This is a genomic window from Pauljensenia sp. 20925_1_25, from assembly GCF_041433955.1.
Classification (GTDB): Bacteria; Actinomycetota; Actinomycetes; order Actinomycetales; family Actinomycetaceae; genus Pauljensenia.
In genome coordinates this window covers 1-22,761 of sequence record NZ_JAPWCL010000018.1, presented here as the reverse complement: position 1 = coordinate 22,761, position 22,761 = coordinate 1, and the positions used below count along the sequence as shown (strand labels likewise).

17 protein-coding genes and 5 tRNA genes are annotated in these 22,761 nt (G+C 63.1%); 17 read left to right on the top strand and 5 right to left on the bottom strand.

Annotated elements, in window-relative coordinates; genetic code table 11:
- Positions 1-47 precede the first annotated feature (47 nt).
- On the top strand, positions 48-1,949 hold the full coding sequence (dxs, locus tag O3932_RS08285) for a 1-deoxy-D-xylulose-5-phosphate synthase (protein WP_299241162.1): 1,902 nt from the start codon (positions 48-50) through the stop codon (positions 1,947-1,949).
- A gap of 94 nt (positions 1,950-2,043) precedes the next feature.
- Here dxs and O3932_RS08280 read toward each other — a convergent pair whose 3' ends face one another.
- The 3 genes from O3932_RS08280 to glgX form a co-directional block, all read right to left on the bottom strand.
- Positions 2,044-3,288: an HRDC domain-containing protein gene (locus O3932_RS08280; RefSeq protein ID WP_009648853.1), complete on the bottom strand. Its 1,245-nt coding sequence runs from the start codon at positions 3,286-3,288 to the stop codon at positions 2,044-2,046.
- Positions 3,289-3,828: a DUF3000 family protein gene (locus O3932_RS08275; protein ID WP_009648858.1), complete on the bottom strand. Its 540-nt coding sequence runs from the start codon at positions 3,826-3,828 to the stop codon at positions 3,289-3,291.
- Positions 3,829-3,957: 129 nt separating this feature from the next.
- The gene (gene glgX / locus O3932_RS08270; protein WP_009648842.1) at positions 3,958-6,069 is read right to left on the bottom strand and encodes a glycogen debranching protein GlgX; all 2,112 of its coding nucleotides are present in this window, start codon (positions 6,067-6,069) and stop codon (positions 3,958-3,960) included.
- A 154-nt stretch (positions 6,070-6,223) separates the two neighbouring features.
- Between glgX and O3932_RS08265 the strand changes: the two genes are divergently transcribed.
- The 6 genes from O3932_RS08265 to O3932_RS08240 all read left to right on the top strand — a co-directional run bounded on the left by O3932_RS08265 (position 6,224) and on the right by O3932_RS08240 (position 9,951).
- Positions 6,224-6,296 (top strand) — tRNA-Gly (locus O3932_RS08265).
- Position 6,297: 1 nt separating this feature from the next.
- Positions 6,298-6,369 (top strand) — tRNA-Val (locus O3932_RS08260).
- A 52-nt stretch (positions 6,370-6,421) separates the two neighbouring features.
- Positions 6,422-6,494, top strand: a tRNA-Gly gene (locus tag O3932_RS08255).
- Between the two features lie 34 nt (positions 6,495-6,528).
- Positions 6,529-6,599: transfer RNA gene (locus O3932_RS08250), tRNA-Cys, on the top strand.
- A gap of 1 nt (position 6,600) precedes the next feature.
- Positions 6,601-6,675 (top strand) — tRNA-Val (locus O3932_RS08245).
- A gap of 1,611 nt (positions 6,676-8,286) precedes the next feature.
- A complete protein-coding gene (locus O3932_RS08240; protein ID WP_371537619.1) occupies positions 8,287-9,951 on the top strand; it encodes a DUF5979 domain-containing protein in 1,665 nt (554 codons plus the stop codon).
- A gap of 91 nt (positions 9,952-10,042) precedes the next feature.
- Here O3932_RS08240 and O3932_RS08235 read toward each other — a convergent pair whose 3' ends face one another.
- Positions 10,043-11,797, bottom strand: a complete 1,755-nt coding sequence (locus O3932_RS08235) for an alpha-glucosidase (RefSeq protein WP_371537616.1) — start codon at positions 11,795-11,797, stop codon at positions 10,043-10,045.
- Complete coding sequence (locus tag O3932_RS08230; protein WP_371537613.1) at positions 11,781-12,440, bottom strand: hypothetical protein; 660 nt, start codon at positions 12,438-12,440, stop codon at positions 11,781-11,783. The genes O3932_RS08235 and O3932_RS08230 overlap by 17 nt, the downstream gene beginning before the upstream one ends.
- Before the next feature lie 71 nt (positions 12,441-12,511).
- On the opposite strand from O3932_RS08230, the gene O3932_RS08225 reads away from it, so the two are divergent.
- The 10 genes from O3932_RS08225 to O3932_RS08180 all read left to right on the top strand — a co-directional run.
- The gene (locus O3932_RS08225) at positions 12,512-13,789 is read left to right on the top strand and encodes a carboxylate--amine ligase (protein WP_009648856.1); all 1,278 of its coding nucleotides are present in this window, start codon (positions 12,512-12,514) and stop codon (positions 13,787-13,789) included.
- Between the two features lie 126 nt (positions 13,790-13,915).
- The gene (locus tag O3932_RS08220; protein WP_009648887.1) at positions 13,916-14,941 is read left to right on the top strand and encodes a lipid II:glycine glycyltransferase FemX; all 1,026 of its coding nucleotides are present in this window, start codon (positions 13,916-13,918) and stop codon (positions 14,939-14,941) included.
- Positions 14,942-15,012: 71 nt separating this feature from the next.
- The gene (gene thrS / locus O3932_RS08215) at positions 15,013-17,046 is read left to right on the top strand and encodes a threonine--tRNA ligase (protein WP_371537610.1); all 2,034 of its coding nucleotides are present in this window, start codon (positions 15,013-15,015) and stop codon (positions 17,044-17,046) included.
- A 5-nt stretch (positions 17,047-17,051) separates the two neighbouring features.
- Entirely contained in the window at positions 17,052-17,627 is a 576-nt protein-coding gene (locus O3932_RS08210) for an HIT domain-containing protein (protein WP_291449573.1), read from the top strand.
- Positions 17,627-18,253 (top strand): phosphatidylinositol phosphate synthase, encoded by a 627-nt coding sequence (gene pgsA / locus O3932_RS08205; protein ID WP_371537608.1) that lies wholly within the window; start codon positions 17,627-17,629, stop codon positions 18,251-18,253. Before O3932_RS08210 ends, pgsA begins: the two co-directional genes overlap by 1 nt.
- Positions 18,250-19,176 carry a phosphatidylinositol mannoside acyltransferase gene (locus O3932_RS08200; RefSeq protein ID WP_009648865.1) on the top strand — a complete coding sequence of 309 codons (927 nt, stop codon included), beginning with the start codon at positions 18,250-18,252 and terminating at the stop codon, positions 19,174-19,176. Before pgsA ends, O3932_RS08200 begins: the two co-directional genes overlap by 4 nt.
- On the top strand, positions 19,173-20,354 hold the full coding sequence (locus tag O3932_RS08195) for a glycosyltransferase family 4 protein (protein ID WP_371537605.1): 1,182 nt from the start codon (positions 19,173-19,175) through the stop codon (positions 20,352-20,354). Before O3932_RS08200 ends, O3932_RS08195 begins: the two co-directional genes overlap by 4 nt.
- Positions 20,351-20,974, top strand: a complete 624-nt coding sequence (locus O3932_RS08190) for a hypothetical protein (RefSeq protein WP_009648886.1) — start codon at positions 20,351-20,353, stop codon at positions 20,972-20,974. Before O3932_RS08195 ends, O3932_RS08190 begins: the two co-directional genes overlap by 4 nt.
- Position 20,975: 1 nt before the next feature.
- A complete protein-coding gene (locus O3932_RS08185; protein WP_371537603.1) occupies positions 20,976-22,274 on the top strand; it encodes a PrsW family intramembrane metalloprotease in 1,299 nt (432 codons plus the stop codon).
- Positions 22,275-22,291: 17 nt separating this feature from the next.
- On the top strand, positions 22,292-22,761 hold a 470-nt coding region (locus O3932_RS08180; RefSeq protein WP_371537601.1), incomplete at its 3' end, for a hypothetical protein.

Sequence of the window (22,761 nt, the reverse complement as noted above, 5' to 3'; positions counted from 1 at the left end):
AATAATTTGATCTGTAGGTGAGACGCTGGGCATCTACACTAGAAGCCATGTCTGGAGCACTAAGCACGCGTGACTTGCTGTCGCGCTGTACCACCCCTCGGGAGCTGCGTCGCCTCGAGCGGGAACAGCTGGATCAGTTGGCGGCGCAAATCCGCGCCTTCTTGATCGACAACGTGTCGCGCACGGGCGGCCACCTCGGCCCGAACCTTGGTGTCGTCGAGCTGACGATTGGCTTGCATCGCGTGTTCCGCTCCCCCCAGGACACGATCGTCTTCGACACGGGGCATCAGGCCTACGTGCATAAGCTGCTCACGGGGCGCCAGGATTTCTCCGCGCTGCGCTGCCCGGGCGGATTGTCGGGCTACCCGTCGCGCTCCGAATCCGAGCACGACGTGTTGGAGTCCTCCCATGCCTCGGCCTCATTGGCGTGGGTGGATGGCATTTCACGCGAGAAACACCGACATGGGGAACGCACGTGGACGGTCGGCGTCATCGGTGATGGCGCGCTCACGGGTGGCTTGGCGTGGGAGGCCCTCAACAACATCGCGGCCTCGAAGCACCGCCGCATTGTCATCGTCGTCAATGACAACGGTCGCTCCTACGCTCCGACTATCGGCGGCCTCGCTGACCACTTGGACGCGCTGCGCACCTCCGCCGGCTACGAGAAGGCGCTTGCGTGGGGTAAGCAACATCTTCTTAGCCACGGGACGCCGGGGCGCGCCGCCTACGATGCATTGCACGGCCTGAAGACTGGACTCAAGGATGCTCTCTTGCCGCAGGTCATGTTCGAGGATCTGGGCCTCAAATACATCGGTCCTGTGAACGGGCACGATATCGCCGCCGTGGAGACAGCTTTGCGTCGTGCGCGGATGCTCGAAGAACCCGTTATCGTTCACGTCATCACGGAGAAGGGACGCGGTTACAAGCCCGCCGAGAAAGACATCGCTGATCGCTTCCATGCCGTTGGCCCGATTCACCCGGAGACGGGCCTGCCCGTCGCCCCTGAACGCTTTGGCTGGACCGGCGTCTTCGCGGACGAGATCTGCGCCCAGGCCGCGACGCGCACGGATATCGTCGGGATTACTGCCGCGATGATGCTGCCGGTTGGTCTGGGTCCCATGCACGAGGCCTACCCGGGTCGCGTGATCGACGTGGGCATCGCGGAGGCTGAGGCGGTCGCCTCCGCTGCAGGCATGGCCTACGAGGGCGCGCATCCCGTTGTCGCCCTGTACGCGACGTTCCTGAACCGCGCTTTCGACCAGCTTCTCATGGACGTTGCTTTGCACAAGGCGGGCGTCACGCTTGTCCTTGATCGAGCGGGAATTACGGGAGCGGACGGTGCGTCCCACAACGGCGTCTGGGATATCGCGATGTGCTCGCTGATCCCGGGGCTGCGTCTGGCCGCACCCCGCGACGAGGACACGCTGCGCGGCCAGCTGCGCGAAGCACTCGACGTCAGCGATGCGCCCACCGTCCTGCGCTACCGCAAGGGTGCCCTGCCTGAGCCGATGCCTGCACTGTGCAGCGTTGGGGGAGTGGATGTTCTCCTCGACGAGGCCTGCCCGTCCTCACCCGCCAAAGTACTGATCGTGGGAACCGGAGCATGCGCGCCCGACGCCATCGAGGCGGGGGAACGACTGGCCGCAGACGGCATCAGCGTCACCGTCGTGGACCCCCGCTGGCTCATCCCCATTTCGTCCGGTCTGGTGGACATGGCCGCCGACTACGACGCCGTGATCACGGTCGAGGACGGCATCGTGCACGGCGGCTTCGGCTGGGCGCTGCGCGACGCTCTCGCGGAATCTGGAATACCCGTGCGCTGCCTCGGCGTCCCCCAGGGATTCCCCGAGCACGGGGAACGTTCCCGGATGATCGCTGACTTTGGCTACGACGCGGACGGCATTGAGGCGACGGCTCGCGGCCTCGTGAGCGTGGTCGCAGCGCGCTGACGCACGTTACTCGGGGGCGCCGACCGAATGGACCAGCGAATGGTGGGGCTTCGACGCACACGCGTCGCACGCATGCATGCGTCGAGCGGCCCCCTCAGACGCCGAGTGCGTCACACACCGGGTCGAGTGTGAGATCGATCTGCCAATCCCTGGCTCCGCGCGTCACCATGCGCTCCTCGACCTCGTCACCGGATGGACGCGAAGGATCCAGAGGCGCCCACGCGAGGTAGCGTTGCACCTGCGGAGCCAGCACCACCTCGGGTGCCAGCCCCACGCTGGCCGCCACCGAGGCGACCGCACGACGAACGACTCCCAGGCGCGCAGCCGAGGCCTCGTCGATGCGAACCCACTGGCGCGGTTCCGGGATCGAGCCGGGCTGCACTGGCTTGCGCTTGGGCGGCAGCTCGTCCTCGGTCAAAGCGGCCACGGACGCGAGCGCGCGCATCCACTCATCCTCGTACTGTCGGGCGATGGGGGAGCGGAACTCGTTGATGGACATGAGGGCACGCTTGTTGCGAGGCGGATTCGACGCCGCACGTACGAGCGCCGCGTTACGCACCAGACGCCCAGGGGACATGTCGATACGACGCGCGATTGACTCACGGGTCTCCCACAGCGCCTTGAGGACACCCAGACCTCGGCGCGAACGGATCTTGCCGGCCCCGGGGAGGGAACGCCACCGATCAGGCTTCGCGGTCGGCGGCTTGACGCTGAGTGCGTGCGCGAACTCCTGCTGCGCCCACTCCCAACGCCCCATCTGATCCAAGCGCTTCGACAGGCGGTAATACAGCTCCGTGAGCAGCTCGACGTCGAGCGCCGCGTAGCGTAGCCACTCCTTGGGCAGAGGGCGCACCGACCAATCCGATGCCTGATGATCCTTCACGAGGCCCAAGCCCAACACCTGCTCAGCCACCGCCGCCAGACCGAAACGCTCCAAACCCACGAGGCGAGCGGCAATCTCCGTGTCGAACAGAGCGGACGGACGCAGACCCACCTGACGCAGATTCGGCAGATCCTGCAAACAATCGTGCAGCAGCCACACGTCCTCAACACCGGGCTGCAACACCGACAGATCCGGCAGCGCATGGGTGTCAATCAGGAACGAGCCAACGTCCTCGCGGCGGATCTGAACCAGATACGGGTCCGAACCATAACGGAACCCCTGCGCGCGCTCCACGTCCAGCGCAATCGGCGTCGAACCCTGTGCCAGCGCGCGTGCGGCCTTCTCGAGGCCTTCTCGGGTATCAATGACGGCAGGGGTCCCCCCGCGTGGCTGAGCGATAAGCTCCGGGTTATCCGTATCGCCCTGCGGCAAGCCACCGCCATTGTTTACCAGCACTCAAACTCCTTCGAGGTGACGGGTAGGAACGATGCCAGCCGTCTTGCGCATGGCATCCGCCCACCCGAATAGATGCTCCCCAAGATACTCGCTATTGGGCGTCCACGAGGCTCGGACCTCGACAAACAGGGACGAGCCTCGCAGCTCCAGTCCACCGAACGCCTCGCTCATCTCACGAGTGACCGTGCCCGTGATGTCGTGGAAACCAGCGCCCGCGCCGTCAAGACAATCGAGCATCCACCCCCACACGCCCTCCGACAACATCGGATCGACGGCCATGATGGAATCCACCTGAGTGCGCATCTGACACACGATGCGGAACGTGCCATTCCAGCCGAGCTGGCCCACAGGGTCGTGCAACACGACCATGCGGCCAGTCGACAAAGGCTGTCCAGCGCTGTCCTCATCGATCGTGCGCATCGCGAGCGCAGCTGTAAAAGGAGCCAGCCGCCGAGGCGGTGGCACCTCCTCGAGGAGGATATGCGGCAGGTGGGAGGCCTGTCGCAGGGACAGCAGGGCCCGAACAAAGTCCTCGGGCACCGCGTTCTCATTCACGATTGAAATCGTACGGGTGTCATCTTGTCTTTTGTTACAGACGCGCCGCGCGGGGCCATCTCGATAAGTAGCGGGTACGTGTTTCCTGCAACGTATCGAGATGACCCCTAGGTTTTACAGGCCGCGCGGATTGCGCAGAATGAAGGCGGTATGTGGCCTGACATGTACGGTGTCTCCCGAGCGGTAGTCTCGGTGGTCATCGTCGCCCGCCGTGTCAACAACCGTGTGCCACAGGGACCCATACTTTGCGTCGGGGAGTGTAAAGTCGACCGCCTCCGGCGCAGCGTTGATCAGCAGCAGGAAATCGTCGTCGAGGATCCGGCGTCCGTCGGCATCGGGCTCACGAATCGCATCCCCGTTGTAGAAGACCATCGTTGAGCGCGCCCACGGTTGGTTCCATTCCTCTTCCGTCATGTGCGTGCCAGCGGGTGTAAACCACTCGATCTCACCCAGCTCAGACTCGCCGCCACGCTTGGCAGGCCCTTCGAGGAAGCGGCGGCGGCGCATGACCGGGTGATCGCGGCGCAGATGGATCAGGTCGCGCGTGAACTGCAGGAGCTTGTGGTCGTGCTTGTCCAGGTTCCAGTCGATCCACGACAGCTCATTGTCCTGGCAATACGCGTTGTTGTTGCCGCGCTGGGTGCGACCTAGTTCGTCGCCGTGGGCGATCATCGGTACGCCCTGGGAGAACATGAGGGTCGTCAGGAAGTTGCGCTGCTGGCGGTAGCGCAACTCAATGATGTCCTTGTCGTCCGTGTTGCCCTCGGTGCCACAGTTCCACGACCGGTTATCGTTCGCGCCGTCCGCGCCGCCCTCACCGTTCGCCTCGTTGTGTTTCTCGTTGTAGGACACGAGGTCGCGCAGCGTGAAGCCGTCGTGGGCAACGACGAAGTTGATGGATGCCATCGGCTTGCGGCCCGTCGTCCCATACAGGTCCGAGGAACCCGCCAAACGGGACGCGAAGCCGGGCAACGAGGAGAATTCGCCGCGCCAGAAGTCACGCACCGTGTCGCGGTATCTCCCGTTCCACTCCGACCACAGGGGAGGGAAGCCGCCCACCTGGTAGCCATCCGCGCCCACGTCCCAAGGCTCAGCAATCAGCTTGACCTGCGAGACGATCGGGTCCTGGTGGATAAGGTCGAAGAATGCGGAGAGTCGGTCGACCTCAGCGAACTGGCGGGCAAGCGTGGAGGCTAGATCGAAGCGGAAGCCGTCGACGTGCATCTCGGTCACCCAGTAGCGCAGGGAGTCCATGATGAGCTGGAGGACCTGAGGGGAACTCATGAGCAGGGAGTTGCCCGTTCCCGTCGTGTCGAAGTAGTGGCGGCGATCCCCATCCACGAGGCGGTAATACGACGGGTTGTCAATGCCGCGGAATGACAGCGTCGGACCCATGTGGTTGCCCTCAGCTGTGTGGTTGTAGACAACATCGAGGATGACCTCGATATTTGCGGCGTGCAGTGCTTTGACCATCGCCTTGAACTCTGAGACCTGTGCGCCGGGTTCGCGGCTGGCCGCGTAGGCGTTGTGCGGAGCGAAGTATCCGATCGTGTTGTAGCCCCAGTAGTTCGACAGCCCCTTGGCCTGGAGCGTCGTATCGTTCGTGAACTGGTGGATTGGCATGAGCTCGACCGTGGTGACGCCCAGCTTTGTCAGATGCTCAATGATCGCGGGATGTGCCATACCGGCGTAGGTGCCGCGCAGCTCTTCTGGCACGTCCGGGTGGCGCATCGTCATGCCCTTGATGTGTGCCTCGTAGATGATCGACTCCGAGTAGTCGTGACCCGGGCTGTGGTCGCCCTGCCAGTCGAAGAAGGGATTGACGACGATGGAGTGCATCGTGGCGGCGGCGGAATCCCCGCCCTTCAGGACGAGGGGATCGTCGGAACAGTAGGAGAGGAGGGAGAGGGAATCCTTCAGCTGGCCCTCAATAGCCTTAGCGTAGGGGTCGAGTAGGAGCTTGGAAGGGTCGCAGCGCAGACCGTTCATGGGATCCCATGGTCCGTCGATGCGGTAGCCGTAGCGCTGGCCAGCACGCACCTGCGGCACGTAGACATGCCACACGTAGGCGTCCACCTCCGTCATGGGGATGCGCATTTCGTTCAGGTCGTCATCGAGCAGGCACAGCGTGACTGCGGTGGCGACCGATGAGTAGATCGCGAAGTTGGTGCCGGTTCCATCAAAGGTGGCGCCCAGCGGGTACGCCTTACCAGGTCGAGTTTCCATACGAATAAGGGTGGCATGAACACCGCACAACTGGTGATAATCCGGGCAAAAATGAGCATGTGACTTGGATTACTGCGGTTTCGTTTTGCATTCTCGCCGGAAGGTCTGTTAAGGTTTTACCCGTTGCAAGGAACGGAAACGTTCCGGAGACAACGCGGATGTGGCTCAGTTGGTAGAGCATCACCTTGCCAAGGTGAGGGTCGCGGGTTCGAGTCCCGTCATCCGCTCGGGCGATTGGCGCAGCGGGAGCGCGCTTCCCTGACACGGAAGAGGTCACTGGTTCGATCCCAGTATCGCCCACGGAAACCCCTTGGGGTTATCGGGCATTAGCCCAGCCGCACAAGCGGTTCACGCGGATGTGGCTCAGTTGGTAGAGCATCACCTTGCCAAGGTGAGGGTCGCGGGTTCGAGTCCCGTCATCCGCTCTCAATCGGGAATCCACACGATCCCATTGGGCGTGGTGGGTTGGCCGAGAGGCGAGGCAGCGGCCTGCAAAGCCGTATACACGGGTTCGAATCCCGTACCCACCTCGGGCGATTGGCGCAGGGGTAGCGCGCTTCCTTCACACGGAAGAGGTCACTGGTTCGATCCCAGTATCGCCCACCATATTAGCCGAACCATAGGGTCCGGCTTTTTCGTATTTTCCCTCATGCTGCGTGATGTTGCGGGGTTATCGGGTTATAGGACACTACGTGTTGCTGGAGTGTTGACTTTTCGTTGTGCTGGTGCGGGAAAGTCGGTGTTTTAGTTGGTTGGGACCAACTATGAGGATGGACAAATCGTGTTGCTAGCAGGGTGACTTTTCAGCTTTGTTGCGCGGGAAAGTCGCTGTTGTGGGTGGTCGTGTTTGCCTCGTTCCTGTGAATGCTGCATCGCGGGCCTGTGTGTGGCTGCCCCATGATCCGTCATGGATTGGCTGTGTGCGACAGCGGCCTGGGTTCCAACGCGTCCCGCATGTGAACCCGCTGTTTCGCACGTGGGCCGTCTGTTCCGCACGTTAACCCGCTGTTCCGTACGTGGGCGGGGTTGCCCAGACTCGGAATAGCGGGTCCACGTGAGGATGAGACAGCCCAGACTCGGAATAGTAGGCCCACGTGCGGACGAGAAGGGCATACCAAGGCGCGCAAGGTACGAACCCAGCAACACGACATGTCCTATAAGCCGAAGGATGGACACATCGTGTTGCTGGGGTGGTGACTTGTCGGCTGTGTTGCGCGGGAAAGTCGCGGTTGTGGGTGGTCGTGTTTGCCGTGTTCCCGGATTTGCCCAAATCGCAGACCACCTCACCCAGAACAGCCCATTTTTGCCGTTTTTCGGCGAGGTGGTCTGCACTTTGGGCGGCATGCTCCTTATGAGTGCCGCGCGTGCTGGTGATGCGTCGATTCGATGCTTCTCATGCCACCACGACCCCCAAATCACCCAGACACCGGGTACCACAGGGCACGAGATCGCAGCTCCAGTGCCCAACGGTGGCCAGGTCCAAAGCTGATACCCCGTGGCCACAGCGCAAACAACGAGTGGAGCACCAGACCGTGCGCGGACCCGACATCTAGCGATGCAACACGGCAACACCACGTGTCCAATAGCCCCAAACCTTGGAATTGCAACAACGTTATTTCAAGGATCTCTCAGGCGGGTTCGACCAGCATATGCGTTCATTAACCCATCTGCTGGCGGCTGGGAGGCCACGCCTAGGTTCCGCCAGGCGGGTTTAGCCGTGTCTTGGGTGATGAATGTCACTCGTAGTTGTGCGGGTGTTCTGGCTGTCCAACTTGGGTGCATGTGGTGAGCTTGAAGGGGGAATGGCTGGCTGGTGTTTCTGCTGCACAATGGGCGAATATGACATGCGGCGCACTTGTGTGGGCCATCTTGTTTGACGGGTTGGTAAGGGTGTTTGTTCCAGGTAATCATCATCTGTGAGCGACTGAAAGGCTAAAACCCTATCAGTCGGTTAGTACAGTCAAATAGGTGTGCCCGGTCGTTGATCATTCATGCTGGTCGCGCGTCGGCACCCGCCGTTTCGACACGCCCGAACTTTCAAAATTGACACTAGCAATATAAATGGCGTAAATACACGGATAAAACGCCTTACGAATCCTAATTTTGGGGGGTGTGGGGCGGTGTTTGAACCGTATCTTGACCTAATTACAGGGTAATGGCCTACACTGACGGGGTGTGAAGCGACATCGTCGCGCATCCCGTTGACAGGAGTTTTCTATGGTTGCGTTGAAGCACCGTCACTTTGGTGCCCTTCTTGCCATATGTGCACTGGTATTGAGTTTCTTTGGCGTCACACAAATCGTCTCCGCGTCGGTCCCTGCACATGCCGACGCGCCGGCCTGTCCAGCACCGGTGACGGATGTGAGCGACAAGGTTACCTTGGACTGGGACAACGCCCAGCTTGTTGATCACGCGGGGCACGAGGTCCACGCCGTGGGAGACTGGTGGGATCTGGGAGTGAAACTTCCCTGGCAGACCGAGGGACACGTAAAGGCCGGTGACTATTTCACCTACAACGCGAATGTCGTCAATCAGGCGACGGGCGAGACCGTTCTGCGCCCGAATGTTGCGCGTGCCTTTACGGTGTACTCCCACGACAACGTCGCCGTCGGCTGCGGAACCTGGGCCACTGATGGGACGGTGACCGTCATCTTTAATGACAAGGTCGAATCCGCTGCGCAGTGGTACGGCACGGTCACGACGTATGGCCTGGCCAGCTATTCCGGCCCCGGGGGCGAGACCTACGTCGTCGAGATCGGTGGAAAGGCCACGCGTCATCTCGAGATGACGCGCCGTACCCCCGGTGAAGCCCGCTACCAGAAGGACGGCTGGATTAACCTGTCCGATTCTGAGGATGGTGATGAGAACAAAGCCATCATGTGGCGCGTCGTGCTGCCTGCGGGTGACACGGCTGTGACGGGTGCGTCCATTGTCGACGAGGCACCCGCCGCCTCCAGCTGGAGCTTTGACTGCGACACGGTCAACGAGTACACGAGGACTCACACCTACCTCGTGACCGACCCGACCACCTCTGAGGGCCTGCGCCGTGACAAGGACACGTCCAATGGCGCATTCGGTGCGGCTGCTCAGATCCAGTGCACGCCCACCAAGGTGACGGTCGCGCTCGGCGAGATCCCCGCCAATCAGTCGGCGATCATCCTGCTGCCGGCCCGCGTTGAGGGTGCTAAGCGAGCCAGTGATGTTGTTGGCGAGTTTTCCAACACCGTGACCTACAACGTTCCCGGCGAGAGGGTCGACCCGATTACGAAGGTGCTGCGCTACGGTGCGGTCGCAGACGCCAACGCTCATCAGACGTTCTCGGTGACGAAGAAGGTTGAGGGTGACCTGCCGGAAGCTGCGAAGGACCTCAACTATACGCTGGAGATCACGCTGAAGAACGCCGCTGACCCCACGGTGGACAAGACCTTCGAGGCGACCATCAAGGCTGGCGAAACCTACACCTACCCTGCGCCACTGCCGCCGGGCACCGAGGTGACCGTGTCCGAGGGTGATCTGCCCGAGGCCGCCGAGATCACCTGGAATGATGCGGAGAGTCGTGTGTTTGAGACCGCCGATGGCGTCACGCTGGCAGCTGACAACCGAGAGGCGAGTTTCACACTGAGTGATGACCACATCTTCGCGCTCACCCTGACGAATACGCTGGCCCCCACGCCGTCGCCGACACCTTCGGAGACGCCCTCCACCCCGGCCCCGACCCCTTCGATGACGCCCTCCGCCCCGGCCCCGACTCCTTCGGTAACACCGTCGCCGACGCCGAACCTGGCGTCGACGGGTACCGACGCCGCTGGGCTGGGCGTGTTGGCGGGAATCGTCGCGTTCGCGGGTCTGTCGTTCGTGGCAGCCAAGCGTCGCCACCGCTGAGTCTTGCGCGGCACGCGCACAACTGACGTGGGTGGGAGGAGTAATGTTCCTCCCACCCACTCGTGTCTGCGTCTTCAGTACCCGTCAGCGCTTAGCGTGCTGCCAGGTAGACGCGCGCCTCCCAGGGGGCCATGGACGAGGCCGGGGCCGGGTGCAGTGTTTCTTGCTCGGTGTCGGAGTGGGAATCCGCTGTGTTTCCCAGGTACAGGTTCCAGCGCGAAGAAGGGAAGGCCTCGTCGATGAGGGCGCCTGACGGGATGATTGCGCGTCCCGAGAGATTCACGGCAACGAGAACAGCAGACCCCTCACAGGAGCGCTGATAGACGAACAGGGCAGGATCGCCAGCGTCGATACGTTCGAAGGAGCCGACCGTCAGTGCCGGCACTCGGTGGCGTGCCTCGATGAGCGCGCGGTAGTACGCGTAAACGGAGGAGGGATCCTCCAGCTGTGCCTCGACGTTGATATGCGAGGCCGAGGCAGGCACGTCGATCCAAGGCGTTCCACTCGTGAACCCGGCGTTAGGGGAGGAATCCCATTGCATCGGGGTGCGTCCGTTGTCGCGCGAGATAGCCGCCAGACCGGCGGGCACATCATCGCCGGTATGGGCGCGCAGGTAGTTCAGGGATTCGACGTCACGGAAATCGGTTGGTCGGGTGAACTGCCCGCCGAGCATGCCGATCTCTTGGCCCTGGTAGATGAAGGGTGTACCACGCTGCAGGAAATACGCGGTTGCCAGGGCGGTCGCAGACTCGAACCAGGCGTTCTGGGGATCCCCGAAGCGCGCCACCGCCCGCGGCTGGTCGTGATTTTCCAGGTACAGGGCGTTCCAGCCACGCTCGCCCAGGGTCTCCTGCCAGCGAGTCAGTACGTCGGCCAACTCGCCGTCAGCCAGGGGACGCGGGGAAAACTTCCCGTTCTCCTGACCGAGGTTCACGTGCTCGAATTGGATGAGCATGTTGAACTCGCGCCTGGCCGGATCACAGAACAGGAGGGCAGACTCGGGGGAGGCGTTGGAAGCCTCGCCGACCGTGAACGTGCCGGGGTGGAGCGCGAACGTGTGCTCGTGCATCTCCTGGAGGAACTCGTGCAGGCGAGGGCCATCAGCGAAGCACTCGTGACCGACACCGAAGGGAGCACGGGCGGGGCCTCCATCGGGCAGGCCTGGGCGCTTGGAGATAACGTCGATTGCGTCGACACGGAAGCCGTCGACACCGCGATCAAGCCACCAGTTCATCATGTCGTAGACCGCGTCGCGCACCTGCGGGTTTTCCCAGTTCAGATCCGGCTGCTCGCGGGCGAACAAGTGGAGGTAGTACTGGCCCGAGGTTGGATCGTACTCCCAGGCAGAACCACCGAAGAAAGACTCCCAGTTCGTCGGCTCTGCGCCTGGCGTGCCCGGTTCGAGGCCTGGGCGCGGATCACGCCAGTAGTACCAGTCGCGGCGCGCGGACTCGCGCCCCGATGCCGATTCAACGAACCACGGGTGCTCAATCGACGTGTGGTTGACTACCAGATCCATCACCACGCGCATACCCAGCCCGTGGGCGCGCGCAACGAGGGTGTCAAAGACTGCTAGGTCGCCAAACAGCGGGTCGATGTCGCGGTAGTCGGAGATGTCGTAGCCGTTGTCGGCCTGCGGCGAGCGATAGATGGGGGAGATCCAGATGATGTCGACCCCGAGGCGCGCCAGGTACTCGAGGCGACGGTAGATACCGTCGAGATCTCCGATCCCGTCGCCGTTCGTGTCCTGGAAAGAGCGGGGGTACACCTGGTAAAGGACCGCGTTCTTCCACCACGGGTCGGCATCGACACGAGCGGCGGGCAGAAGATCAGAGCGCAAGAACATGGGATTCTGAGGAGGCAGTAGGCGTCGTGAGGGCGACGAATGGATGTATCTGCATACTCGCTACGGCTTCCGATGTCGTCTGGTGAGAGGAACCCTCCGAGACGACTACTTCGGAAAAGAAGTAGTCCTTCAGCAGATAGCCGCACACCAGCGTAATGACGAAGACGCCAGCAATAATCGCAGCGATCATCATCTTTCTCGTATTGTCGTCCGAAGAATCACCCATCGGTGCCATGGCGGGCCGAGGCTGCCTGGGTATGGGCGCGCCGTAGCGTTGCTGGCCGCCCTGCTGGTACCCGCGCTGCTGTGGGCCTGCTTGCTGATAGCCGCCCTGCTGGGGTCGTGCCTGCTGGTATCCGCCCTGCTGGTATCCGCCCTGTTGGTAGCCACCTTGCTGAGGCTGTGCCTGTTGGTATCCGCCCTGTTGGTAGCCACCTTGCTGAGGCTGTGCCTGTTGGTATCCGCCCTGTTGGTAGCCACCTTGCTGAGGCTGTGCCTGCTGGTATCCGCCCTGCTGGTAGCCGCCTTGCTGAGGCTGTGCCTGCTGGTATCCGCCCTGCTGGTAGCCGCCTTGCTGCTGGTATCCGCCCATCGGCTGGCGCGGATACGGCTGGCGATTGTTGGGCGGGAATTGGGCACTCATGATGGACTTTCGGGTAGGTGAGTCAAGTCTCAGGGATCGTTCTGTATCCTACCAGGCGCTAGGCTGGTGGCATGACGATTGACTACCTGACTCGGCCACGTCCGCTCTCTCCCCGCCAGGACATCCTTCCTGTGATCATCGGAGGGGACTTCGGCGTATACGGAATTGGCCGCTGTTTCAATGAAGCCTTCGGGTGCCGCTGCATCTGTGTGGGGTCCCAGCCGACCGAATCGATCACACGGTCACACTTTTTCGATGTCCGCCACGTGAGCGCACACGCCACCGACGCCCAGCTCCTCGACACGCTCATGATGATCGCGGGGGAGTTCCCCGACAAGAAACTCATCCTCATGGCGAACCATGACATCTTCTCCGCGTTCGTGGCCCGCAACATGGACAAGCTTTCGCGCCACTACGCGCTGCCCTTCCCGAACCTGGAGGTCATGGAGAGGCTCACTGACAAGGCAGAGTTCGCGCGCGCCTGCGAGCGCGCCGGCATCGACACGCCCGGCACGGTCGAGGTGGACTTCTCCAACGCCACGGACGAGGCCTGGGCGGCCCCGGAGATCCCCTTTACGTTCCCCGTGGTGGCCAAGGCCGCTAACGGCGAACCCTACGACGTCCTCGAGTTTGAGGGAAAGCGCAAGATCTGGTTCATCGACACGCCTGAGGAACTGACTCAGCTCTGGAAGACTCTGAAGGATGCGGGCTTCCGCGACACGTTCCTCGTCCAGGAACTGATCCCCGGGGACAACACCGCGATGCGTTCGATCACCGCCTACGTGGATTCGCGCGGTGAAGTCACGCTCATCGGCTCGGCCCGCGTGCTCCTCGAAGACCACGCTCCGACTATGATCGGTAACCCTGTCGCCATGATCACTGAGAACTTCCCTACGCTGTGGAAGGACGCCTGCACGCTCCTCACCGAGAACGGCTACCGTGGGTTCGCGAACTTCGATGTCAAGATCGACCCGCGCGATGGACGCGCCGTTTTCTTCGAGGTTAACCCCCGTATTGGCCGTAACAACTGGTACATGGCCGCCGCCGGTGCCAACCCCATGATCCCGATGGTTGCTGACCTCATCGACGGCCAGGCCTGCGAGCAGACGCAGGCCAAGGACGAGATCCTCTACACGCTGGTTCCCGACTCGCTGCTCCTGCGCTACATCATCGACACCGATCTGCGTGCGCGCGTCAAGCGCATCATCCGCGAGGGACGCCGCTTCGACCTGCTCCTGAACCCCACTGAGACGGACCCGCGCCGTAACTTGACCGTGTGGCTTCAGAAGCAAAACCACCGCCGCAAGTTCGCGCGCTACTACCCGAAGCCCACCGAAACCTCGTACTGAGGCGGTCACCCGCCCCAAGGAACTGCACCCGAGACCCGGCCAGGACCTCGTCAACGGGGGAGCAGCCCCTGCTACACTGACCACCTACCTACACGCGACAGACATTTACAACAAACTGAGGACACCATGACGACCACCTCACTCGTGCCCATCTCTCAAGAAGACAAGATTGCCGCAGTCTCCGGATTCCAGGACCGCTCCCTGCCGATCGAACAGACCTGCGTGTGGGAGACCTTCGAAAAGTCGCAGGGACACGGCGTGTGGGGACGCTACGCCTGGTACGAGGACGACACCAAGGTAGCCTTCATCACCCTCTACAAGTACACGGTGCGCGGCGTGCACTACCTGTGGGCCAAGTGGGGTCCTGCCTGGGTGAAGGAAGCCAGCCCGGAACGTGAGGCCGCGCTGCGCGCCGACCTGGTGCGCGAGATCAAGGAGCGGGACAAGTCCGTCGTCTTCGTGCGCCTGCACGCCATCTACCAGCACCCCGACCTGGTCATGCCGCTGCAGACCATCTCCTACGACCGCACCGTCGTTATCGACACCTCCGGCAAGACCGAGGACGCGATTCTGGCCACCATGCCCAAGTCCGGTAAGCGCTCGATCCGCTCCGGCCTGAAGAAGGGCAAAGCCGAAGGCATCACCTTCCATGAGGACACAGCCAACGCCGCCGAGGTCATCGACGAGTACTACGCTGTCATGGAAGAGACCGCCGAGCGCGATGGTTTCCGTCCTCACCCCAAGGACTATTACATGAGCCTGCTCACGACTCTCGGCCCCAAGCACGCGCGCATCTTCTCGATGCGTGACGCCGACGGTAATATCCTGTGCTGGGACTTCTGTCTGGTTGAGGGCATTCGCGCACAGGCTGAATATGGTGCTTCCACGGAGGCCGGCCGACGCCTGCGCCAGCCCCCCGTTTTGGACTTCCTGGCAGCCGAATTCCTGGCGCGCGACGGCGTGCGCGAATTCGATCTTATGGGCGCGCACTCGCCGCGTTGCCCCGAACTCTACAGCGTCGGCAAGTACAAGAGTGCCTTTGCCTCGCACTTCACAGACGTGCCCGGCGGCTGGGATATGCCCATTAAGAAGAGCACCTATCGCGCCCTGAGTGCGGCCAAAGCCGTCAAGGACTGGCACGCCCGCTCCTGAACGGCGGGGTCAGCAGGGATAGAATCCCACTAGCGACTAAAGCTCTCGAACGAATCGAAAAAGGAGACACCGTGCCCGACATCTCGCTCGTCATCGACGGAGAAAACCAGACCGTACCAGCGGGGACCACGGGCACGACGTGGTTCGAAAAGTCCCGTGACGTCGTCGCCATCAAGGTTGACGGCACGCCGCGTGACCTCGCGACCCCCTTTGAGGAGGGCACGACCGTCGAGGCCATCACCCTGGCCAGCGAGGATGGCCTGAACATCCTGCGCCACAGCGCCACGCACGTGCTCGCGCAGGCTGTTCAGGACGTCTTCCCCGACGTGAACCTCGGCATCGGCCCGTTCATCACCGACGGCTTCTACTACGACTTCGGCAACATCGACGCGGTGACCCCCGAGCTGCTGCGTGAACTCGAGAAGCGCATGAAGCGCATCGTCAAGGAAGGCCAGCGCTTCGTGCGCCGCGAGGTCTCCGAGGACGAGGCCGTGGTTGAGTTGGCCGAGCAGCCCTACAAACTCGAGCTCGTCACCACGAAGGGCAAGGGTGCCGAGGGTGCCTCCGTCGAGGTTGGCGGCGCCACCCTCACCATGTACGACAACGTCCGCCGCGACGGTTCCGTCGCCTGGAAGGACCTGTGCCGCGGCCCCCACCTGCCCTCCACCAAGCTGATCGGCAACGGCTTCGCCTTGACCAAGGCCTCGGCCGCCTACTGGAAGGGCGACCAGTCGAACGACCAGCTTCAGCGCATCTATGGTACCGCCTGGGCCTCCAAGGAGGACCTGGTGGCCTACCAGGAGCGCATCAAGGAAGCCGAGCGCCGCGACCACCGTCGCCTCGGAGCCGAGCTGGACCTGTACTCCTTCCCCGAGGAGATCGGCCCCGGCCTGGTCATCTTCCACCCCAAGGGCGGCATCCTGCGCCACGAGATCGAGTCCTACGTGACCGACCGTCACAAGTTGGCCGGGTTTGACTTCGTGCACACCCCCGAAATCTCCAAGGGCGGACTCTTCCACACGTCGGGTCACCTGCCCTACTACGCGGACACGATGTTCCCGCCCATGCTCGTGGACGAGGAACGCGACGCTGAGGGTAACGTCACCAAGGCGGGCCAGGAGTACTACCTCAAGGCCATGAACTGCCCGATGCACAACCTCATCTTCCGCTCGCGCGGCCGCTCCTACCGCGAGCTGCCCCTGCGCTTCTACGAGCTGGGCCACGACTACCGCTACGAGAAGAGCGGCGTCGTTCACGGTCTGACGCGTATGCGCGGCTTCACGCAGGACGACTCGCACACGTACTGCACGCCCGAGCAGGCCTCCGAAGAAATCCGTAGCCAGATCGAGTTCTTCCTCTCGATCCTCTCCGCCTTCGGCCTGAAGGACTTCTACCTCGAGCTGTCCACGCGCGACGAGGACGGCAAGAAGAAGGACAAGTTCATCGGCTCGGACGAGGATTGGGCTGCCGCCACCAAGGCTCTGGAGGACGCGTGCGCTGCGACCGGCCTTGACCTCGTTCCCGATCCGGGCGGTGCCGCCTTCTACGGCCCCAAGGTCTCCGTGCAGGTCAAGGACGCCATCGGCCGTACCTGGCAGATGTCGACGATCCAGTATGACTTCAACCAGCCCGAGCGCTTCGACCTGGAGTACACGGCCGCCGACGGTACGCGTCAGCGCCCCGTCATGATCCATTCCGCGAAGCTGGGTTCCGTCGAGCGCTTCATCGGTGTGCTCACCGAGCACTACGCGGGCGCGTTCCCGGCGTGGCTCTCGCCCGTCCAGGTCCGCCTCATCCCCGTCGCGGAGGCCTTCGACGACTACGTCAAGGATGTTGCCGCCAAGCTGCGCGAGCGTGGCGTACGCGTCGAGACCGACCTGTCGGATGACCGCTTCGGCAAGAAGATCCGCAACGCCTCCAAGGACAAGATCCCCTACACGCTCATCGCCGGCGGCGAGGACGTCGAGGCCGGGGCCGTGTCCTTCCGCCTGCGTGACGGCTCGCAGCATAACGGCGTCGCCGTTGATCGCGCCGTCGAGCTGATCGTCTCGCACATCGAGCAGCGCAACAACGCCGACCAGATCGACGGCCTCGACGAGGCGTGAGCACCATGACGGAGCCGGGCACGCACCCCGAACCGTTGCCCACCGAGGACGCCCGCGAACTCGCGGGCGTCCCGGACGGCTTCGGTCGTTTCTGGACCCCGTACCGGATGGCCTACATCCACGGAGAAGGCAAACCAGCCGATGCGAGCGACAGGACCTGCCCGTTCTGCAGTGCGCCGGGCAAGGCCGACGATGAGGGACTCATCGTTCACCGAGGGGCCACCTGCTTTGTGCTCATGAACCTGTTCCCCTACAACTCAGGCCACCTGCTGGTGTGCCCGTACCGTCATGTTTCCGACTACACGGAGCTGACCGACGCCGAGCGCGTGGAGCTGGGAGAGCTGACGGCCACCGCCATGCGGGTCAGCCGCGAGGTGGCTGGACCTCACGGCTTCAACCTGGGCATGAACCAGGGCGAGGTCGCGGGTGCAGGCATTGCCGCTCACCTTCACCAGCACGTCGTGCCCCGGTGGGCGGGGGATGCGAACTTCCTTCCCATCATCGCGCGCACGAAGGCTGTGCCTGAACTACTTGAGGACGCGCGCGCCCGGCTTGCCGCCGCCTGGCCGAAGGAGGGCTGATGCTCGGCAACCACGGACGATCGATCACCAAGGCCGTGTTCACGCCCCTGGCTCGCGTGCTCGCGCGCATGGGCGTGACCCCGAACATGGTGACGGTGGCTGGGACGGTCGCGTCCGTGGCCGTCGCGGTCATCTGTATCCCGCGGGGCTGGATCTGGCAGGGAGGCATCGCCCTGGCGGTCGTGATGTTCGGCGATTCGGTCGACGGAATGCTGGCGCGTATGACGACCGGCGGAACGCGCTTCGGTGCCTTCCTGGATTCGACGCTTGACCGGCTCGCCGACGGCGCGGTCTTCGGATCGTTGACTGCTTTCGCGGTCTTCCGCATGGCTGATTCCCCTGTGCGTACATGGGTGATCATCGCGGGCATCTGCTCGATCGTCGGTGCGGCTGCTGTGCCCTATGCGCGCGCACGCGCGGAATCGGTCGGTGTCGTCGCCAAACTCGGCATCGCTGAGCGCACGGATCGCCTGATCGTTGGTATGGGGTCGGCGATGATCATGAGCCTCGGGGCGCCCGAGTGGGTGCTGGCCGTCGGCCTGACCTGGGTGGCGTTCGCATCCTTCGTGACCGTCTGCCAGCGCATCTGGTTCACTGCGCGTCACATCGACGAGGGAGCCTCGTGACCTTTTCCCTCCTGTCCGTAGCTTTCACTGTTGCTCCCCGCCTTCCGCTCGGCCTCGTCATGCGCGCGGCCCATGTCGGAGCTGGGATCGCGGCGCGGCGTGGGGGAGCGTCCATCGCACGTCTGCGTGCCAATGTGGCTCGGCTCACTGGTAGCGAGCCAACGGAGGAACTGGTCGTTGCCGCTGTTCGCTCGCATATTCGCAACTACGCCGAGGAACTCATGCTCGGTTCGCGACGTGGGGCACCGCTGGCAGAGGGCATCACTTTCGAAGGCTTCGGGGAACTCGTCGCAGCCAGCGTCGACGGCCCGGTCGTTCTGGCCCTGGGACACTCGGGCAGTTGGGATCGCGCGGGAGCATGGGTGTGTGCGAACGGGCGACCAATCGTCACGGTGGCTGAGAAGGTTGAGCCGCGTTCGTTGTTCCAGCGTTTCGTTGCCCTGCGCGAGGGTTTGGGAATGGAAGTCATCGGCGTCGGCAAGGGTGACTCGGTGTTCGCTACCCTCGTCGAGCGCGTACGCGGACGCAGTGTCATTGTGCCCCTCCTGGCCGACCGGGATATTTCCGGCTCTGGCATCGAAGTGGACCTAGGCACGCGACGCGCGCTCGTCGCAGCCGGCCCGGCAGCCCTCGCTCTGAAGCTGGAACGCCCACTCTTCGCGGCGTGCATTACCTACGAGAACGAGTCGCCGACGGGGGCGGACGTTCGCGTGCGCTGCGTGGGTCCTATCGCCGTCCCAGCCGACCTTGCCCCCGGTGTCAACCGCGTGGAGGCGCTGACACAGGCGTGGGTCAGCGCGTTCGCCGCGATGATGGCGGATAAACCCGAAGACTGGCACATGATGCAGCGGGTGTTCATCGACGACTTGGACCCCCAGCGCCTAGCCCGTGCCCGGGCCGAGCACGAGAGGAAGAATCGATGAAGATCGGGATCGTGAACCCCTATTCGTGGGACGTGCCCGGGGGAGTGGGTTTCCACATTCGCGACCTTGCGCTCAAACTCCGCTCACGCGGCCACGACGTGCGCGTCCTGACGCCGTCAACGTCACGTGACCTGCCCGAGTGGATCACATCCGCAGGCTCCTCGGTGTCGGTTCCCTTCAACGGTTCTGTTGCCAACATTTCGGTCAAGCCAACGACGATGACGCGCACGCGGCGCTGGCTGGAGGAGAACGACTTTGACGTTGTCCACGTGCACGAACCCGTTGTGCCGTCGGTGTCGATGGCTGCGGCGATGATCTCGCGCGCCCCGCTGGTCGGCACGTTCCACGCGGCGCTCGGTCGTTCGGTTTCCCGCGCCATTGCCTCGGCCCCGATGAGGCTTTACATGGAGCGCATTGGCGTGCGCATCGCCGTGTCCGAGGAAGCGCGACGCACTCTCATCGAACACCACGGTGGTGACGCAGTCATCATCCCGAATGGCGTGGAGACCGCCTCGTTCCGCACGGCGACGCCCCTTCCTCAGTGGGCCGCCACCGAGGAGAGTCCTGTCGTCGTGTTCCTTGGGCGTCTCGACGAGCCGCGTAAGGGACTGAGTATCTTCGTCGGAGCAATCGAAACTGTCCTCGAGCGCTTCCCGGGTACGCGTTTCCTGATCGCTGGCCGGGGAGACGCACCCGATTGTCGCGAGGCCGTGGCTCGTTTCGGCGAATCGGTGTCCTTCCTGGGTGGCATTAGCGACGAGGAGAAGGAATCCCTGTTGGCGGGCGCGAGCGTCTACGTTGCTCCGCAGACGGGAGGCGAGTCCTTCGGCATCGTTCTGGTCGAGGCGATGGCCGCGCGCACCGCAGTCGTTGCCTCCGACATTCCGGCCTTTTGCGCGGTCCTGGAGGATGGGCGCGCGGGTGCCCTCTTCGAGACGGGCAGCTCCGAAGCCTTGGCGGCTACCCTCATTGACCTGCTGGGGGATCCGGCGCGGCTCGACGCGCTGGCCGAAGCCGGCCAGCGCTCATCGGTTCAATACGATTGGGAGGTCGTCGCAGACAAGGTTTTCGAGGTATACAAACTGGCCATCGACATGGGTAGTCCCGCCACCTCCGGTCCGCGCCGGACGCGTCATCTGTTCCGTCGTCGTAAAAAGCGAGGAGAATCGCTGTCGTGATCTCACTGTCCGCTTGGGTTCTTGTCGCCATTGTCCTCGTCGTCGTCGCGCTCGCAATCAGCGTCGGAGCAGCGATCAGTCGGGCACGCAGGCTCGACCGTCTGCACCAGCGCATTATCGCCTCGCGTGAAGCGCTCTCACGTCTGCTGCTGCGCCGTGCCTCCGAGGCCTCACTCCTGGCACAGACTGCTCCTTTCAATGGGGGAGGGGCCGAGGTTATGCGTGACGTCGCGCGCGCCTCCATCCACGACGACGGTGACCAGCTAACGACCGATGGCCTCGACCGACGAACCACGGCCTCGCGTAGGGGTGATCGTGTGGAGGTCGCGGCACGGTTGGAGCGAGCGTCGGCGCTGTCACGCGCCATCCGTGACACACTCACTCCTGAGGTACGTTGCTCAATAACCTCGGATCCGCAGGCCGCCGCTCGCCTCGAGGCTCTCGACGCGACCTGCTACCGCATCGAATTGACGCGAAATGTGCACAACGTTGACGTCGCGGGGGTTCGGGCCCTGCGTTCCGCACGAATGGTAAAGTTGCTCAGGCTCGCTGGGCGCGCTCCGATACCGGAACCCATCGACTTTGACGACGATACTCACATTGGCGGACGAGGATACTGATATGCGACGCGCCCATTGGGGAGGGCCGGGCGAAGACTACCGGCTCAAGAAGCTCAGTGCCACCGCCATCGGTGAGGCCAGCAGCATTGGTTCGCCCGCCCCCGACGAAGCTGCTCCCGTGTGGCAGACACCGAAGGCTCAGCATTCCTTCCCCTGGCTTGAAATCATCCTGACCGCTGCCGGGATTATCGGCCTGATCGGCCTCACCGTTTTCTTCCTTTCGCCGGTGGCATCGAGCTACCTGGCGCTCGTGAAAACTACTCTGCTTGCTCTCATTCCCCTGGGGATCGTCCTCGCGTTCCTGCACCGCCTGGACCGGTGGGCCCCCGAGCCATGGAAAACCAAGGTCGCAGTGTTTTTGTGGGGCGCGGGCATCGCAACACTTTCCTCCGGCATCGTCAATACCGCGCTGGGCAAGAACCTAGACTATTCACTCGGCAACTTTGATACGGCGAACGCTCTGTCCACAACCTTCGTCGCTCCCCTCGTCGAGGAGACCCTCAAAGCCATCGGCGTGATCATCGTCGTCGTCGTTCGTCGCACCAACATCAACTCCGTCCTCGATGGTGCCATCTACGGGGGATTGTCAGCAGCCGGCTTCATGTTCACGGAAGACATCCTCTACTACCTGCGCGGAGAACCAGAGGGAACTGCGCACCTTCTGTGGCTGGTCGCTCTGCGCGGCCTGATGAGTCCGTTCTTGCACGTGATGGCAACATCCATGACCGGAATCGGTTTGGCTCTGGCCCTGCTCTCGTTCAAGAACGGATGGATGAGGGCTGGCATCGTCACGATCTTTTGGGTGTGCGCCATGCTCATCCATCTGACGTGGAATGGCAGCGCAGCATATTTTGGCGACCGGGGATTCTATACCATGTACGGTGTCATCTATGTACCCGGCTTCATCCTGTGGGCGCTCCTGCTGCTGAGAGCAACGCGCCAGCAACGAGCGAAAATCCGCAAGGGCTTGGTCCCCTACGTACGCACCGGATGGGTACTCCCCGGCGAGGTGACGATGGCCATAGATAAGCGCGTGCAGAAGGCCTCCATCAAGTGGTCAACGCGAGGTGGGCGCGATGCAACCCGTGCGATGCGTTCCTTCCTGGCAAACCTGGCTTCTCTCGGACTTGACCAGTGCATCATGGCTCAGCACGGCCCCGACCCGGCGCGTATCGATGCTGACCGCCAGAAACTTGCGACGGTAGTGGAGAATCGAAGGGAATTCCTTCGCCTAACCTCCATCGCCGATCAACAAAATGTTGTCTCCCAAGCCGTGACCGCACGCACGCGGAACGCCTGAGTACGGAAGGACTGATCGTGACAGAATCCCGAGAGACAGACCAAGGATCGGCTGCTCAGCACGAATCCCCCGACTCGCAGGTCGCTTTGTCAGCCTCGGCTGCCCAGCGCTTCGCCGAAAGCGCCGTGACTCCGCTGTCGGAGCGTAGGCGTCCAAGCGCAGGCGACCTTGGTCAAAACGGTGGCCTTAAGCGTACGGGTGCAGGCAAAGCGACGTCGGTGCCCGGCGGCGGTGGAGTTCCTTCCGCTCCTCAATCCCCGGCTGTCGATCAGCAGGCGACGACGGTCATGCCTCAGCGTCCTGATCCGTTGCCGCGTCGTTCGGTTGCGGATTCGGAGGCGACGACGGTGATGCCGCAGAACCCGGCTGCCGCTCCGGGACGCTCTGGTGCGTTCCTGCCCGAGACGACGGTCATGCCTCAGCGTCCTGATCCGTTGCCGCGTCGTTCGGTTGCGGATTCGGAGGCGACGACGGTGATGCCGCAGCG

Excerpts from the sequence above, each read along its gene's own strand:
- O3932_RS08235 (WP_371537616.1), bottom strand. The coding sequence starts at position 11,797 with ATGTTCTTGCGCTCTGATCTTCTGCCCGCCGCTCGTGTCGATGCCGAC.
- O3932_RS08220 (WP_009648887.1), top strand. The coding sequence starts at position 13,916 with ATGACGACCACCTCACTCGTGCCCATCTCTCAAGAAGACAAGATTGCC.
- O3932_RS08210 (WP_291449573.1), top strand. The coding sequence starts at position 17,052 with ATGACGGAGCCGGGCACGCACCCCGAACCGTTGCCCACCGAGGACGCC.
- O3932_RS08225 (WP_009648856.1), top strand. The coding sequence starts at position 12,512 with ATGACGATTGACTACCTGACTCGGCCACGTCCGCTCTCTCCCCGCCAG.
- O3932_RS08230 (WP_371537613.1), bottom strand. The coding sequence starts at position 12,440 with ATGAGTGCCCAATTCCCGCCCAACAATCGCCAGCCGTATCCGCGCCAG.
- glgX (WP_009648842.1), bottom strand. The coding sequence starts at position 6,069 with ATGGAAACTCGACCTGGTAAGGCGTACCCGCTGGGCGCCACCTTTGAT.
- O3932_RS08195 (WP_371537605.1), top strand. The coding sequence starts at position 19,173 with ATGAAGATCGGGATCGTGAACCCCTATTCGTGGGACGTGCCCGGGGGA.
- dxs (WP_299241162.1), top strand. The coding sequence starts at position 48 with ATGTCTGGAGCACTAAGCACGCGTGACTTGCTGTCGCGCTGTACCACC.
- O3932_RS08185 (WP_371537603.1), top strand. The coding sequence starts at position 20,976 with ATGCGACGCGCCCATTGGGGAGGGCCGGGCGAAGACTACCGGCTCAAG.
- O3932_RS08240 (WP_371537619.1), top strand. The coding sequence starts at position 8,287 with ATGGTTGCGTTGAAGCACCGTCACTTTGGTGCCCTTCTTGCCATATGT.
- pgsA (WP_371537608.1), top strand. The coding sequence starts at position 17,627 with ATGCTCGGCAACCACGGACGATCGATCACCAAGGCCGTGTTCACGCCC.